Annotated in this window: 14 protein-coding genes and 1 pseudogene; 5 read left to right on the forward strand and 10 right to left on the reverse strand. The window is 61.0% G+C overall.

Annotated elements, in window-relative coordinates; genetic code table 11:
- Positions 1–91 precede the first annotated feature (91 nt).
- Positions 92–694 carry a hypothetical protein gene (locus N0Q91_RS23145; protein ID WP_275598379.1) on the forward strand — a complete coding sequence of 201 codons (603 nt, stop codon included), beginning with the start codon at positions 92–94 and terminating at the stop codon, positions 692–694.
- Positions 695–997: 303 nt separating this feature from the next.
- Entirely contained in the window at positions 998–1,507 is a 510-nt protein-coding gene (locus tag N0Q91_RS23150) for a DEAD/DEAH box helicase family protein (protein ID WP_275598380.1), read from the forward strand.
- Between the two features lie 231 nt (positions 1,508–1,738).
- On the opposite strand, the pseudogene N0Q91_RS23155 reads toward N0Q91_RS23150, so the two are convergent.
- Positions 1,739–2,363: pseudogene (locus N0Q91_RS23155) on the reverse strand (tyrosine-type recombinase/integrase); the annotation flags it as partial.
- Positions 2,364–2,472: 109 nt separating this feature from the next.
- Positions 2,473–3,330: an alpha/beta fold hydrolase gene (locus N0Q91_RS23160; RefSeq protein ID WP_275598700.1), complete on the reverse strand. Its 858-nt coding sequence runs from the start codon at positions 3,328–3,330 to the stop codon at positions 2,473–2,475.
- Positions 3,331–3,661: 331 nt separating this feature from the next.
- Between N0Q91_RS23160 and N0Q91_RS23165 the strand changes: the two genes are divergently transcribed.
- The gene (locus tag N0Q91_RS23165) at positions 3,662–4,312 is read left to right on the forward strand and encodes a TetR/AcrR family transcriptional regulator (protein WP_275598381.1); all 651 of its coding nucleotides are present in this window, start codon (positions 3,662–3,664) and stop codon (positions 4,310–4,312) included.
- Positions 4,309–4,770 (forward strand): cupin domain-containing protein, encoded by a 462-nt coding sequence (locus N0Q91_RS23170; protein ID WP_275598382.1) that lies wholly within the window; start codon positions 4,309–4,311, stop codon positions 4,768–4,770. The genes N0Q91_RS23165 and N0Q91_RS23170 overlap by 4 nt, the downstream gene beginning before the upstream one ends.
- A 586-nt stretch (positions 4,771–5,356) precedes the next feature.
- Here N0Q91_RS23170 and N0Q91_RS23175 read toward each other — a convergent pair.
- The 7 genes from N0Q91_RS23175 to N0Q91_RS23205 form a co-directional block, all read right to left on the reverse strand.
- On the reverse strand, positions 5,357–6,352 hold the full coding sequence (locus N0Q91_RS23175; RefSeq protein ID WP_275598383.1) for a Gfo/Idh/MocA family protein: 996 nt from the start codon (positions 6,350–6,352) through the stop codon (positions 5,357–5,359).
- Entirely contained in the window at positions 6,349–7,230 is an 882-nt protein-coding gene (locus N0Q91_RS23180) for a sugar phosphate isomerase/epimerase family protein (RefSeq protein ID WP_275598384.1), read from the reverse strand. The genes N0Q91_RS23175 and N0Q91_RS23180 overlap by 4 nt, the downstream gene beginning before the upstream one ends.
- Positions 7,231–7,252: 22 nt before the next feature.
- Positions 7,253–8,086: a carbohydrate ABC transporter permease gene (locus N0Q91_RS23185; protein WP_275598385.1), complete on the reverse strand. Its 834-nt coding sequence runs from the start codon at positions 8,084–8,086 to the stop codon at positions 7,253–7,255.
- The gene (locus tag N0Q91_RS23190) at positions 8,083–9,006 is read right to left on the reverse strand and encodes a carbohydrate ABC transporter permease (protein WP_018098108.1); all 924 of its coding nucleotides are present in this window, start codon (positions 9,004–9,006) and stop codon (positions 8,083–8,085) included. The genes N0Q91_RS23185 and N0Q91_RS23190 overlap by 4 nt, the downstream gene beginning before the upstream one ends.
- A 100-nt stretch (positions 9,007–9,106) precedes the next feature.
- Positions 9,107–10,309 (reverse strand): extracellular solute-binding protein, encoded by a 1,203-nt coding sequence (locus tag N0Q91_RS23195; protein ID WP_275598386.1) that lies wholly within the window; start codon positions 10,307–10,309, stop codon positions 9,107–9,109.
- A 24-nt stretch (positions 10,310–10,333) separates the two neighbouring features.
- Positions 10,334–11,314 (reverse strand): alpha/beta hydrolase, encoded by a 981-nt coding sequence (locus N0Q91_RS23200; protein ID WP_275598387.1) that lies wholly within the window; start codon positions 11,312–11,314, stop codon positions 10,334–10,336.
- A complete protein-coding gene (locus tag N0Q91_RS23205; RefSeq protein ID WP_275598701.1) occupies positions 11,311–11,907 on the reverse strand; it encodes a GntR family transcriptional regulator in 597 nt (198 codons plus the stop codon). Before N0Q91_RS23205 ends, N0Q91_RS23200 begins: the two co-directional genes overlap by 4 nt.
- A 187-nt stretch (positions 11,908–12,094) precedes the next feature.
- Here N0Q91_RS23205 and N0Q91_RS23210 point away from each other — a divergent pair, with 187 nt between their 5' ends.
- The gene (locus N0Q91_RS23210) at positions 12,095–13,174 is read left to right on the forward strand and encodes an ABC transporter ATP-binding protein (protein WP_275598388.1); all 1,080 of its coding nucleotides are present in this window, start codon (positions 12,095–12,097) and stop codon (positions 13,172–13,174) included.
- A 611-nt stretch (positions 13,175–13,785) separates the two neighbouring features.
- Here N0Q91_RS23210 and N0Q91_RS23215 read toward each other — a convergent pair.
- Positions 13,786–14,610 (reverse strand): oxidoreductase, encoded by an 825-nt coding sequence (locus N0Q91_RS23215; RefSeq protein WP_275598389.1) that lies wholly within the window; start codon positions 14,608–14,610, stop codon positions 13,786–13,788.
- Positions 14,611–14,664: the final 54 nt, after the last annotated feature.

A 14,664-nucleotide genomic window follows, 5' to 3' on the forward strand; every position in this document is an offset into this window, starting at 1 on the left:
ATCCTTTTGTCATTTCTGCCAACCCTGTCCGCCTGCTAGTGTTCATACTGGTGGTCGGCCAAGGACCGCGTCACCGCAGGGAGGAGTAATCATGACTGAAGCATCGGAACCATCAAAGTCAGCGCCCGGAGCCCCCACGTCGGGCTGGCAGTCGATACAATGGTGGCCCACGGCTATCGGCCTGGCATTCGCGGCTTTCGTTTCGGTCGATCTGCTCAATGGTTCGGAGCACGGCACGGACTTGGCTGCGATCGTCGTCGCCTCGGGCCTCGTGTACCTGGCAGCGGCTGCCTTGGAGATTCCGTGGGGTTCCTGGCCGGTATTCCTGCTATCGGTTGTAGTGATCACCGTCGCAAGGTTCGACCTTATACCGTTCGATGCGACATGGGCGATGCTTATCCTCGCCGCCCTCTTTGCGGTCTATGGCGTGATTCGGGCTCTGAGACGTCCTAACCGCGAACTGCCGCTGCAAGCCATCGCAATGAGCGCCTTCGGCGGTTTAGCCACCGTGGCCCTCTTCATCAGCCCCTTTGTGGGAGCGCTGCTGGTAGCGGCGGGACTGGTCGCGCATGCCGGCTGGGACGTCTATCACCACGTCAAAAACAAAGTCGTCGTACGGTCGATGGCCGAGTTCTGCTTCGTGCTGGACACTGCTCTCGCGATCGTCATAGTCTTAGCAACACTGAGAGGCTGAGACGGGCACCCTGCCGTAGTTACGGCGTTGAGGTTGATCTCGATGCGCTCGCGCTGCGACGCCCTTCGACAAACCTGCGCAGTGTCCGCTGTGACACAACCTTGTCATGGCCTTGACGCTGCTATGTCTGCTTCTAGAACGGGAACGGACGGCGGAATGACCGTGGTAAGGGCGCGTTCCCGCCAGAAATCAACCTTAATCCAAATGTACCGAATGCTAACCTTGATCAAGGTGAGCTTTGGCTGAGCACCCTCCAGGTAGAGTGTCTTCACACCGGATTGAAGGCAGTGATAAAAAAAAACTATGGGCATCAAGAACTATCTAATCGAAGGCGGCTCGGGTACCGGAAAGACGTCTGTCGCTACCGAACTGGAGCGGCGGGGCTACCATGTCGTCCATGGTGACCGCGTTTTGGCCTATGTCGGCGACCCCGAGACAGGCCAGGCGCTCGCAGGACCACCCGAAGGCGCAGACCGCATCGCTTGGGGATACGCGCACTGGATCTGGTCTGTCGAGAAGGTCCGAGCTATTGCTGCCGACACCACCCATCCCGCCACGTTCTTTTGTGGCGGCTCGCGTAATTTCCACAAATTCCTGGACCTGTTCGATAAGGTTTTCGTGCTCGACATCGACGTTGAGACGTTGAACCGACGACTGGATGGGCGGCCCAATGAGCCGGGTTTCGAGCCGGCGGAGCGGGCCCTGGTACTCCGCTATCATCGTACCCGGGAGTATCTTCCTGCCGGCATTAATGTCGACACGGCGTATAGCGTCCCAAGTGTCGTCGACGACATCCTCGCTAAACTCACCTGAAGCCCGGCAGGTTTGTGCTAGGGAGGGAAGCAACTGATTGTTGCGAGAAAGACGTCAGCTGCCGTACGGCCCGCTGGCCGTCGGTTTCATAGCCGACGGCAGTTCTAAGAATGACAACCGGGCGTCCTGACGGCCATCTTGAGGGCGCGTTGCCGCTCAATCGCAATCTTTGGAATTGAGAAAGTTCCCTTGGCACGAGGAGCCCCACTGCCGCGGGGCCGCACGCGCGCAAATCTCAGTGTGCTCAGCTAGTTCCAGTGCATCCTCAATGTCCACGCCGAGGTATCTGACCGCATTTTCGATCTTGGTGTGCCCCAACAGGATTTGAATGGCGGGAAGATTGCCAGTCGCCTTGTCGACCATTGCGGCTTTGGTGCGCCGAAGCGAGTGCGTGCCGTAGTCTTCGCGTCGCAGACCAATTGCGGTCACCCATTCATCGACCAACCGGGCATACTGGCGAGTGCTCAGATGATCGACATGGTCGACCCTGCTTGGAAGGCGAAGTCGTCGACCGCTCCACCACGGCGCTGAAGCCATGTAAGTAAACTTGCCCTTACCTCTGCCGTGATTTCGAACTGAACCGGACGCCGGTCTTTTGCTGAATGACCATAGCCCGGTTTCGGATTTCCGTTCCTCTGACAAGACTTCCGATTTTATTTTCACGAGATCGCAGCCGCGAAGCTTGCTGTCGATTGCGAGATCAAACAACGCACGATCTCTCATGGGTCCTTCCATATCAAGGAAGAATCGCGTCGCCCAAATCTGACGCTGCTTCAGCGGTTTCTTGACCCCGACTTTCGGCCGGCGTTTCAAGCGGATGTCTCAGGGCGTTAGGATCATATTGTGCAATACCCATTTTCGTTCTCCTTCCAACATTGTCCGTCAGAAGAACGCATGAGAGCAGCGAGGGGGCCGAGAGCGGCCGGTCGTCTTAGATGAACGGAACTTGATGGCGTACGTCCGTTTCAGCCGTCCAGGAACGCTAAAAGCGCCGCATTCACCGTGCTGCTCTCTTCCCGTTGAACCCAATGCGTCGCCTTCTCGAAAGTCTGCAGGCGGCCATCGTCGCAAAGGGCGAGACTCCGCTTAGCCAGACCAAATTCCAGAGCCTGGTCCTGCATCCCCCACATTACAAGAGTGGGTCTCGTGATCCGCTCCTTCAGGCTCGGGCGAAAGCGCAAGGCGCGATACCAGTTGAGCATGTTGGTCAGCGCCCCCGGCCGCTCCCAAGCCTGCCGATATTCCGCGATCTCATCTTCTGCAAAGGCGCCTTCCCGGCCGGATCCCCTGAGTGCTCGTGCGAGCAAGGCCGAGCGGCGCCCACCCAAAACGACTTCGGGCAGCAAGGGGATTTGGAAGAAAACCGCGTAACTGCTCCGCAGAAACTGCGTCGGAGATCGCAGGGCATGGGCAAATAGCACATCGGGATGGGGCGCATTCAGGATGACGAGCTTGTCCAAGCGATGAGGCAACTTGGCCCCGGCTGTCCAAGCGACGATACCGCCCCAGTCATGGCCGACGAGGTGAAACCTTCCGATGCCCAGCGCGTCGGCTAGGGCGACGACATCGCCGAGGAGCTTGGGGAGCGTGTACTCGCGGATGCCCTTGGGCTTGTCGCTGGTGTTGTAGCCCCTCTGGTCGGGAACGATGACCCGATATCCGGCGGAAGCGAGCGCATCGATCTGCCGTCTCCAGCCGATCCAGAAGTCGGGGAAGCCGTGCAGGAGTATGACCGGCTTACCCCCGGCAGGCCCGGCCTGAACGACATGTAGCCGAATGCTTCCGGCCTTGATGAACTGATGTTCAGGCGCGAGTGAGATCATGGCTGGTAACGCGGTTGTCGTTAAAGTGATCCAGCGCAATGAGGTTTTAGATCAAGCTGCGTCGCATCCTCCCACTGGAGGGGTGGGAGCCGAAGGTTCAGATTGCCGAAAGCCGCCGTTCCGCGGAGGCCCATCCCTCCCGGCAGTGCGCCGCGCACGAAATCTATCGAGAGCGCCTGCACGTCGATGGCAGGGCGCCTGCAACCGGCGGGTCATCTGACGTCCTAGCCATCCCACAGCCGGTTCGCTGGACATTCACAAATTCGCGACACAAACAATGACACCAATTGACGGTCGCTCAGTTTAATGTCACATGACGTGCCATCAATTTATGGAGCACCTGTCCTTGTCGACCACGCGAGCCTACAACAGCCCACTGCGCGAGGAGAGAGCGCGCGAGACACATGACGCGATTTTGGCAGCGCTTCTCTCGCTGATGCAGTCTTCGGCCCTGCCTGACGATATCAGCATGGAGGCAATCGCCGCAGAGGCGGGCGTCCAGCGCCGGACCATCTTCCGGCACTTCGCAAGCAAGGACGATCTGCTCTTTGAGTTTTGGCCGTGGTTCAACGCGAGGATTGGGGTCTCTATTAAACCTGAGACGCTAAGAGACATTGTCAGCGGTCCGCCGCGGGCCTTTCCGCTGTTTGATGAGCATGAGGCAGCGATGCGCGCCGCCCTCCATTCCCGCACCGGTCGGCGAATGCGTCTGGGGACCGTTTCAGCCAGGCGCAAGTATTTCTCGGGAGCGCTGGCCCCGGTGCTCTCCGCCCTTCCGCCTGAACGGGCCCGAAAGGTCGAGGCCCTCGCGCACCTGCTTTACTCCGCCTCCGCGTGGGAGGTGCTGAAGGATTATGGCGGCCTCGACGGCACCCAGGCCGGCGAGACCGCTTCCTGGGCGCTCGAACTGATCCTGTCCGCGGTTGGCTCGGGCGAATCTCCTGCGGACGCAACCATCGCAGCCAAAGGAGACACGCGATGAATATTGAAGTGACTACCGCCAACAATGCCGACTACCTCTGGGTGGCGGCCGACCGCATCCGCTTCCTGGGTGGCGTTCCGGGCTCGGACCTGGAACTGCTCGATATCGAGGTTCCGCCCGGCTCGGGCACGCCGCCGCATATCCACGAATCCCCTGAACTTTTCTACATCCTCGAAGGCGAGATGACGGTCCGCCAGTTCGACGCGGGCCTGCCGCAGGTCATTAAGGCCGGCCCAGGTACGTCGGTGCGGGTGCCCTCGCGGGTGCCGCACAACTATAGCAATGAGAGCGACAAACCGATTCGCATGTTAGTGATGCTGGCTCCTTCGATGATTGCCTTCTTTCGCGACATCGGCTCGGTGGAGCCCCCCAGGGCGCCCCCGACTTCGCCCGCATCGGCGCAGCAATGGATCGCCATGGTATCGAGGCGTTGTCGATGGCGGCGTAAAGGGCGATGATGGCGCTCGGGGCTGTCAACCGGCCGTCCCGAGCCGACAACTAGCCACATCGCCGGTGCCTCATCCGACCGTAGAACTCACGGCTGGTAAAAAGGTGTAGGCGGTGAGCCGGCAATGACAAGGCGCCCAGATGGGGATTTGGCATGCCGAGCGCGACGGAGGCTTCCACGCGGGGGTCACAGAGCCCGCGACCAATCTGATAGCGGCATCGACGCGCACATACAGTGCATCGTTCAGATGCGCTGTCGAGACGGAGAACCTGCTCCAACGACGGACAGCCTTGTTCAATTCATGAGCTCAAAGCGGACTCGACGGCGCAAACAACCGCTGTTGCAAAGAGCCTCATCCAACATGAAATCGACGGCAGCTTTCGCGAACGGAACGGTTCATGTGAATGACTTACATGGGCGCGAAGCGGAAATCGTTTCCGCTTCCTGCTGCTGGCGGCTTCTCGGGCACATCACCGCCTGCGGCCGATCGGAGCGGGCCTCTATCGACGCCAGTTCTATCCGCCCGGCAACATCAACGCTACTGCAGCCCATGGGACTGGAGCTTTGACAAAATACATGCGGTATTCACCGAAAAACTACAGCGCCAACTCGCGGCGCAATGCTTCGAGACGCTCCATGGCAACCACGCCGTCTGCGATCGTCGGGGCCGAAGTTTTATGTCCCGCTAACGCCGGGATAACGTCGGCGAGCAGCGAATGGTAACCCTTTGGGTCCTCGTTGGCGGCCGCAGTGAAGTTGGGTTTCCAGACTAATGTGTCGACAGTATCGTCAAGCGTGGCAGCGGGATCGTCGACCTTAAAGGGCGGGTTGCGGTTCCAGCGCACCTCGATGACGTTGTCGACCTCTATGCGCTGGTGATCGCCCATAATTTCGATGCGTTCGACGGGCGCGCCGCGCGATTGCGCGGTGCCCATGGCGATCGTGCCGATGGCGCCGCATTCGAAATCGAAGTTCACATGGAAGAGCACCTTGCCCCTGCCCTTCTCGACCTTGCGCGCCGTCAGCTTGGTGACCGGCGAGACGAGGAAGGAGACGAGGTCCATGTAATGCACACAGTGATGCAGGAAGAAGCCGGTATAGTCGACATTGCCTGCGAAATAGCCGGGCGCGGTCATGTAGTAGCCGGTAAGGCCGTAGATTTCCCCGAAATGACCAGAGCGCAGGATATTGGCCGCGATCTTGTTGCCGGCTGAATAACGCTTCATGAAGCCGAGAAGCAGCGGCTTGCCCGACTTTTCCGAGGCCGCGAGCAGTTCGCGTGCCCCGGCGGCGCTACCGGACGGCGGCTTTTCCATGAAGACGGGAAGGCCCCGCTCCAGCGCCATCTTGCCGAACAGGAGATGCTGGTCCGGCCCGACCGCCATGCCGACGGCGTCGATGTCGGAGCGGCGTATGAGCTCCTCCGCATCACTCGTCAGGTTTGAGACGCCGAACTGCCGCCCGGCGGAGGTCAGACGATTGCCGTCGATATCGCAGAGCGCGCCGATCTGCACATCATGGCGAACGAGCTGCGGAAGCAGCATCTGAGTGGCGTGGACGCCGCAGCCAATCCAACCGATCTTGAGTGTCATCGACGAAATTCCGTAAGCAGGATGTGCGACTTGATGAATGCGGCACTTGCGGCGAGACGCTCGCTCTCGTCCTCGTGCGGAGCACGCCACTGCGCAAAGGGCACGCCGAAGCGGTCGTCGTTGCGACGGAAGGGTTCGAGCGAGATCGGGCCGCCATAACCGATATCATGGAGGGCGCGGAATACCTCGACCCAATCCGTCGCCCCGGTACCGGGAAAGCCGCGGTGGTTCTCGTTGGCCTGAAAATGCACAACGCGCTTTCCGCCGAGTCGGATCGCCTCGGCAATGGAGGCTTCCTCCATGTGCATGTGGAACGTGTCGAGCATGAGCTGGATGGCTGGATGATCGACAGCGTCGAGCAGTTCAATCGCCTGCTGCGTGGTGCAGAGCACGTCGCTTTCGAACCGGTTGAGCGGCTCGACCGCCAGGACGACGTTCAGTCTGGCAGCATGATCGCCCGCTTCCTTCAGGCCCGCGACGCAGCGAGCCTTGCGGGAAAAGCGCTCCTCCTCGCTCACCGGCTGCGGCGGCCGACCGGCAAAGACGAGCGGGTTGCCCGTGAGCGGGCCGCCGACGATCGTGGCGCCGAGAGCCGCGGCGCAATCGGCCGCATATTTGAGGTAGTCGACGCCGGCGCGATGCGCGCCCGGATCATCCGACGAAAGATTGCGCTGCAGGTTGACGCGGGCGGCGAGAACGACCTGGAGCTCGGCAGCCTCGAGCGCATGGCGCGCCTCCTTCAGGTCGAGCTCGCCCGGTTCAGGCACAAGAAGCTCGACGAAATCGTAGCCGAGCCTTTTCATCTCGGAAAACAGCGGGAAATGCCCCGACGTAAACGGCCGCGCATATTGCATGGAGATCAACCCGACGGGGTTCATTGTCTGTCCTCTTTCACTCGGTTCAGCCCTTCACCGCGCCTTGGGTCAGCCCGCCGATCAGGCGGCGCTGCACGAGAAGGAAAAGGATCGTGGCCGGCATCGCGCCGACGACGGCGCCCGCCGCAAGCAGGCCCCATTCGATCTGGTATTCTCCGATCAGCGTCTGGATCGCCACCGTGACCGGACGGACGTTCCTGCCGCCGAGCGTCAACGCGTAGAGATATTCATTCCAGGCCGTGATGAAGATGTAGATGCCGGTGGAGATGATGCCTGGTATCGTGAGTGGCAGCACGACCCGGAGCAATGCCGTCAGCCGCGAGCAGCCGTCGATCATCGCCGCCTCGTCAAGGCTTTTCGGGATCGCGCCGATATAGCTCGTTAGCATCCAGACCGCGAAGGGAATGGCGACCGTTGCATTGGCGAGGATCAGGCCGAAATGGGTGTCGAGAATGCCAGCCTTCCGCATCAGCACGAAGAGCGGCAGGATCAGGAGCACGATCGGGAACATGTTGATGAGCAGGAACTGCAACATCAGAAGCTTGCGGCCCGCAAAGCGGAAGCGCGAGAAGGCGTAGGCCGCCGTCACCGCGACGGCAAGGCCGAGCACCACTGTGCCGCAGGCTATGATCAGGCTGTCGAGCATGTTGTCGAGGAAGGAGGTCTGCTGGAGCAGGCGCACATAGTTGTCGAGGCTCCAGCCGGCGGGCGAGACGGAAACGCCGGTGGCGTTCAGCGCCTCCGTCGGCGTCAGCGAAGTCAACACCATCCAGACGAAGGGCCCCATGGCGAAGAGCACGATCAAGAGTACCGGCAGGTCGGTGGTGAGGATACGGCGGAACGTGCAGGGTCTGTTCATCGCTCAACCTCCCGCATGGTACGGGCAAGATAGACGGCGACGATCGCTCCGAGCAGGATCGTGAAAGTCACGGCGATCGTCGTGCCGTAGCCGAAATCGAGGTTCTGGCGGGCGCGGACGAAGGCGTAGAGCGGCAGGGTATGGGTTGCATAGCCCGGGCCGCCGCCGGTCATGACGAAGATGACGTCCATAGAATTGGCGACCCAAATGACGCGAAGCAGTCCCGCCGTCGCCAGCACCGGGGCGATACCAGGCAGCGTGATATGCACGAACTGGCGCCATGGAGAGGCGCCGTCGATGGACGCGGCCTCATAGTGGCTCCGTGGAATTCCCTGGAGGCCGGCAAGGATCATGACGGCGAAGAACGGAAAGCCCTGCCAGGTGAGCGTCGCTATGATCGCATAAAGCGCTAGATTCGGATCGGCAAGCCACGGCACGGCGGACTGCACGACGGAGAGATAGATGAGGATATCGTTTAAGACGCCCGTATTGGGATCGTAGATCCAGCGCCACATCAACGCGATCACCACGCTCGGCAGGGCCCACGGAATGATGATGAGGGCGCGCGCAAGTCCCCGCCAGGGGAATTCCCGGTTGAGCAGCAGCGCAGTCAACAGGCCGAGCCCCATCTGAAGCGGCACTGTCAGGCCGATCCAGATGGCGGTATTGCCGAGCGCAGTCCAGAAGACGGGATCGGCGAAGAGCTTCACATAATTCCCGAACCCGACGAAACGGCTGGCGTTCGGCTTCCACAGGACAAGATCGTAGAGACTGGTGAAGACCGCCTGGGCCATGGGAAAGAAGACGATGAACAGCGTGACGACCACGGCCGGCGCCAGCAGCATGTATGGCATCAGCCGCACGCTCCAGGGCGTCGGAATGGCAGGCGTCGTCGGAGATGGAGCGGTTGTCGCGGTCATGCGGTCGTTCCCGGCAGTTGGCATTCGGAAGCCATCCGCCCTGAGGTTCGGGCGGGCGGATGGCAAGGGTGGAGCGTGCGCAGACTGCTCGCTCCGGGGGCTACTGCTGCGCGAATAGCGCCTCGAGCTGCTGCATCATCTGCTCGGAGGTGATCTGGCCGGTCAGCGCTTGCTGCATCGCCGTCTGCCAGGCCGTATTGACGAACTCCGACGTAGCCGTGTTCTGCGGCAGCACATGGGCGAACGGCAGTGACTGAACTGTCGCGTCCACGAAACGACGCTCATGCAGCGTCCAATTTTCTGCGCCGCTCTTCGTCACCGTCATTTGGCCGGTCGCCTTGTTGAAGGCCACGTTGTTGTCACCCTCGGCCAGGAAGGATATCCACTTCCACGCCGCATCCTTCACCTCCGACGAAGTGAAGATAGCCAAGGACTCATCGCCGTAGGACGTCCAGTGCCCACCGCCGCATTCCGGCACCGGCACGGCGGAAACCTTGTCGCCAAGCGCCTTGACCATGTCGTTGGAAGAGCCGATGTGATGGATCGTCATCGCCGTCGTGCCATTCTTGAAGGCACCGGTGATTTCCTGGAAGCCATCGTTCGGTGCCGATGGCGGAATGACCTTGTCCTTCTGGAAGAGATCGATCAGCCACTGGTTGGCGGCAATCGCCTCCGGCGTCGTTAGACCACCGGACTCGAGCTTGGCGCCCTGCGAGAGCACGAAGGCGCCCCACTGATCCCATCCACCCTTTCCGCCGCGCAGGCCGAAGCCGTAGGTCTCAGGCGCCTTGGTGAGCTTTATTGCCGCGTCGCGGAACTCCTCGCAGGTCGCAGGCGGCTTTAGGCCCGCCTGTTCGAAGAGGTCGGCGCGATAATAGAGATAAAGCACGACGTACTGGATCGGTAGATAATACTGCTGGCCGTCCGGACCCTTGTTGAGTTCCAGCAGGTTGTCGAGCAGGTCCGCCTTGCCGGGCCAGGCATCGATGCGCTCGCCGATCGGCTCCAGCGCTCCCATTTCGATGAGACGCGGCTGCGCAAACAGCTTCACCATGGCAGCATCCGGGGCATTGCCCCCGACAAGCGCGGTGTAGAGATTATCGTAATAGCTGTTCCAAGGAACGTTTTCCGCCTCGATCTCGATGCCCGGATTGGCGGCCTCGAACTTGGCGACCAGATCATCCATCGGATTTTCAGGATTGTCGAAGTGATACCAGAAGCGGACAGTTTCCGCCGATGCAGTGCCTGCAAGAAGCGACGTCGCGAGCGCAGCGCCGATTGCCAGTTTCTTCCAGTTTTTCATTGTCTCCTCCTCTGAAAACCCACGTCAGTTGCCGGCAGCCATTCGTTTTGCCGCCACCCCCGCGGCCACCAGCGCCTCCCGCGCGGCAGCCAGATCGAGGGTATTCTGCAGAAAGCCGTGCGTAACACCCGGCACGACCGTCAGAGTATCGCTGCGCCCGAGGCTCTTGAGGCGGGCGTGCAGCAGGATGCTGTCGGAAAGCAGCGGATCGACACCTGCGGCCATCAGGTGAAGTGGCGGCAGGGCCTTCAGTGTTTCGTCCGAAGCGACGAGCGGACACGCCAAAGGGTCGGCTGACCTATCTCGGTGGCCGACATACCAGTGCCAATAGCGTTGCATCTTTGCGGTCGTCAGACCCGGTCCGTTCTCGAAATCGCAGTAGGATTGCGTATGAAAATTGCCAGCATAGGTTCCATAGAAAAGCAGTGCGCCGGCCGCAGCGGTCTTCGCTGTGGCTTGCTCGTGAAGCATGGCGGCCAGTGCCAGGTTGGCACCCGCCGAGTCGCCCGCAAGGATGAGAGGGCCGTCACCGACGCCGAAGGCGCCGGTGACGGCAAAGGCGGAGCGGAACGCTGCGACAACGTCCATCAGGCCCGCGGGATAAGGATATTCGGGCGACAGTCGATAGTCCGGGAGCAGCACTGGCAGGCTGCACTCCAGCGCAAGTACGCGCGCACAGCGCTCATGGGTCTCGGGGCTGCAAAACGCGAAACCGCCGCCATGCACGAAGAAGACCGCGCCCGGCCGATGATCTGGCGGCACGAGAATCTTCAGCCGCACGCGCGCAGAACCAAGGATTTCAGCCGCGTCGACCCAGGCTTCGCCCACAGTAGCCATCTGGGGGAGATCGAGGTTCCAGCGGCGATTGCTCTGTGCAGTCAGCGCCCTCCCCTGCGCAGGAGGCAGCGTCGTCGGATCCGGTTGCGGGCCCGTTTCTCGCGCGACGCGGTCAAGGAGCGCCGCCATTTCGGGAGAAAGCCGGGACATGTAGAGAGCCGCATTCATTGGCTCGCATCCGGGAAAACGTCGGGACCAAGGTCCACGATGGTCGCGATGTGGTGCCGAAGTGCTTCACTCGCCTTTTCCACGCCCCCACTCTCCACCGCTTCAATGATCGGGCCGTGACGCTGCGCTGTTGCGACAAGATCGCGGGGACTGGTGCTGCGCGAAATCTTGAAGCGGTGATTGTGCACCAGGCAGCGGTGCAAGATCGGGTCCAGCGCCGGGAGTTGAGCATCCTGAAAGATGCGACGATGGAAATCGCGGTCGAGAGAGGCGAGCTCAAGCTCGTCGCCAACGGTCGCCGCCTGCAGCATCTCAGCGAACAAAGCCTTTAGATCGGCAACAAGCGTACGGCTCGGCATCTGCAGCGTACGCAGAATGCCGCTGCACTCGATCTGCTGGCGCACGCGGAACATCTCCACCGCTTCGGCTTCAGTGCATTCAGAAACCTGCGTGCCCCGATGCCCCTGCCGACGCACAAGCCCCTCCTCCTGCAATTGCAGCAGCGCCTCGCGCACGGTTCCCTGGCTGCATGAGAAATGGGCGGCAAGATCAAGTTCCGTCAGTGAGGCGCCGGCAGGAAGCACTCCGAGCATGATGTCCCGCTTGAGCGCATTGAAGGCGGCCGCCGACTTCGCCGGTTTTGCGTCTCGCGAATGTGAATGGGCCGAAAAGTACTTCATGTGCGTCCGCGGAGTTGCCAACCATCTTTCCTGCGATTATTGATATTGATATCGATAATGGAGGTCAAGGCTTAAAGCTGACCTTTTGGAGGACCAAACCGTGACGGCAATCAGCTTGGCGCAGATTCGGAAATCCTATGGCTCGCTACAGGTCATCCATGACATTGATATCGACATAGAAAGTGGTGAGTTCCTCGTTCTGGTAGGTCCTTCCGGCTGCGGCAAATCTACTCTACTGCGCATGATTGCGGGGCTTGAGGAAATTTCCGGAGGCAGACTCGATATTGGAGGAAAGCTGGTGAACGCGCTTCCGCCATCCCAGCGAGACATCGCGATGGTGTTCCAGGATTATGCCCTCTACCCGCATATGAGCGTGCGCGAGAACATGGCATTCGGACTCAAGATGCGCGGCGCTGACGAAGCGATGATTAGGCAGCGCGTGACGCAGGCGGCCGAGATCCTACAGATCCAACCATTTCTCGACCGTCGGCCTGCCCAGCTATCGGGAGGTCAGCGCCAGCGCGTCGCCATGGGCCGCGCCATCGTGAGGGAACCTTCCGCTTTCCTTTTTGATGAACCGCTCTCGAACCTTGATGCAGCGCTGCGGGTAGAAATGCGGCTGGAGATCGCGAAACTCCATAACCGCATGAAGGCGACGACAGTCTACGTCACGCACGACCAGGTCGAGGCGATGACGCTTGCGGACCGCATTGTGGTGCTGAATGCCGGGCGCGTTGAGCAGGTGGGCCCGCCGCTGGAGCTGTACCGCCGTCCAGCCAGCCTTTTTGTGGCCCGCTTCATTGGCAGCCCGACGATGAACACTATCTCCGCGGAAGTCGTCACCGATGGCGATGAGATCGCAGTTCGGCTGAAGAGCCGCACAATCAAGCTTGGGAACGAGACCGCACATGAACTGCGAGCCGCGACCGCAACCGTTGGAATCCGCCCCGAGGATCTTGTCGTCTGCGCTCCAGAAGAAGCATGGTTCGGCGGAAAACTTGCTGTGGCTGAGCGATTGGGCAGCCAGACTTATGGCTATCTGGAAACCGGCGACGCGCGTATGCTGACGGTAGAGTTTCCCCGCGAGAGTACCATCAGCGTCGGCGATCTGATCCACGTGCGCCCAAACCCAGACGCTCTTCATGTGTTCGATGGCTCTTCCGGTCGGCGGTTGAATTGACGAGCGCCGTAAAGGCGAGCCAGGATCCTATTGGGAGCTAAGAGAGCTCCCGGGTTCTGCGCGACCATTGTCCGACTGCGTGGCCTTCGCTCTGGAACCACTTGAGAAGGCACTGCACCTTACCTGAAGCGTCGTGCGTAGGCTCTGTCAAGCTTAAAGGCGGGAGGACGCCTTGCCGTATCAAGGGCTCATCGTCACAATCAAGAAAACGGGCCGACTGTTTCCAGGCTTGAACCTTGGCTCATCGAACGTCTGAGTTGACGGCGCATAACGGCCTCTTAGCCCCCTCTCGACGACTTCCGCTCACCACCCTCTCGCGACTGAGGGAACCGGAAAGATCGACCCGTTGCAGCCATCCGAATTTGCTCGCGCTACGGCGCAAATCGGCCCGAAGCACACTCTCACAGGCGAAGCGCGCATGGCTGCTGTGCGCCCCCATCCCGGCCTTTAAGTACGTCTTTGCCGGCTCCTTAAAATCAGACATGTCCGGCGACCACGCTGCAGGTCGTGGGCGCCGGACACGGAGCGATCGTCATGCTTCAACAATGTGATTTGTGGTATGCACCAGGTATCACTGCGCTAACGCGATTCAGGAAGGCATTCTCCTTCCATCAGAAGTCGGTCGACACCGAAACGCTCCGCCATTCCGCGAGGATGCGGGCATCCGCGGCGTGTTTCGCCTCGATGGCGGCGACGGTGTCGCTGCCCAGCGGTAGCCGCACCGGCGGGTTGGCCGTATCGACGAAAGCGACCAACACATCGGCGAGTTTGGAGGGGTCGCCCGGCTGGCTATGGTTGAGCTCGAGCGCAGCCCGCCGAACCCTGCCAGCGGTGCCGTCATAGTCCGCTATCCGGGCGGGACTGGTCGACAGCGAGGAGGCGTCGAGGAAATCGGTTCGGAAATAACCCGGCTCGATCACCGTCACATGAATGCCGAGCGGAGTAAGCTCTGCGTGCAACGCTTCGGACAGTCCCTCGACTGCGAACTTAGTCGAGCTATACACGCCAAATCCTGCCGCGCCGCGATAGCCGCCGATCGAAGAGATGTTGAGGATGCGGCCTGACCGCGCTTCGCGCATATGGGGCAGGACCGCGCGGGTCACGTTCAGCAATCCGAACACATTGGTGCGATACACCGCTTCGATCTCTGCCGCGGTGGCCTCCTCCACCGCGCCCATCAACCCGAACCCGGCATTGTTCAAGAGGATGTCAATCCGGCCGAAACGCTCGGTCGCGGCAGCGGCGGCGGCAGCGGCCTGATCTTCGTTCGTGACGTCAAGGGAAACGGCAAGCAGATTGGGATGGCTGGCGAAGCGATCGGTGATCGCCTGTGCGCTGCGGGCGGTCGCGACGACGGCATCTCCCTTGGCCAGCGCCCGTTCGGCAATGAGGGCGCCGAAACCGCGCGACGCGCCCGTGATGAACCAGTTTTTCATGATAAACTTCCTTGTGAAAGGGAGCGGCCCCGTTTGCCGGGCCGCCGCTCCGGG

The organism is Sinorhizobium prairiense (assembly GCF_029201645.2).
GTDB classification, from domain to species: Bacteria; Pseudomonadota; Alphaproteobacteria; order Rhizobiales; family Rhizobiaceae; genus Sinorhizobium; species Sinorhizobium meliloti_A.

Bases quoted from the DNA above. Each gene is read 5' to 3' on its own strand.
- N0Q91_RS23145 (WP_275598379.1), top strand. From the start codon at position 92: ATGACTGAAGCATCGGAACCATCAAAGTCAGCGCCCGGAGCCCCCACG.
- N0Q91_RS23150 (WP_275598380.1), top strand. From the start codon at position 998: ATGGGCATCAAGAACTATCTAATCGAAGGCGGCTCGGGTACCGGAAAG.
- N0Q91_RS23160 (WP_275598700.1), bottom strand. From the start codon at position 3,330: ATGATCTCACTCGCGCCTGAACATCAGTTCATCAAGGCCGGAAGCATT.
- N0Q91_RS23165 (WP_275598381.1), top strand. From the start codon at position 3,662: ATGGAGCACCTGTCCTTGTCGACCACGCGAGCCTACAACAGCCCACTG.
- N0Q91_RS23170 (WP_275598382.1), top strand. From the start codon at position 4,309: ATGAATATTGAAGTGACTACCGCCAACAATGCCGACTACCTCTGGGTG.
- N0Q91_RS23175 (WP_275598383.1), bottom strand. From the start codon at position 6,352: ATGACACTCAAGATCGGTTGGATTGGCTGCGGCGTCCACGCCACTCAG.
- N0Q91_RS23180 (WP_275598384.1), bottom strand. From the start codon at position 7,230: ATGAACCCCGTCGGGTTGATCTCCATGCAATATGCGCGGCCGTTTACG.
- N0Q91_RS23185 (WP_275598385.1), bottom strand. From the start codon at position 8,086: ATGAACAGACCCTGCACGTTCCGCCGTATCCTCACCACCGACCTGCCG.
- N0Q91_RS23190 (WP_018098108.1), bottom strand. From the start codon at position 9,006: ATGACCGCGACAACCGCTCCATCTCCGACGACGCCTGCCATTCCGACG.
- N0Q91_RS23195 (WP_275598386.1), bottom strand. From the start codon at position 10,309: ATGAAAAACTGGAAGAAACTGGCAATCGGCGCTGCGCTCGCGACGTCG.
- N0Q91_RS23200 (WP_275598387.1), bottom strand. From the start codon at position 11,314: ATGAATGCGGCTCTCTACATGTCCCGGCTTTCTCCCGAAATGGCGGCG.
- N0Q91_RS23205 (WP_275598701.1), bottom strand. From the start codon at position 11,907: ATGCTCGGAGTGCTTCCTGCCGGCGCCTCACTGACGGAACTTGATCTT.
- N0Q91_RS23215 (WP_275598389.1), bottom strand. From the start codon at position 14,610: ATGAAAAACTGGTTCATCACGGGCGCGTCGCGCGGTTTCGGCGCCCTC.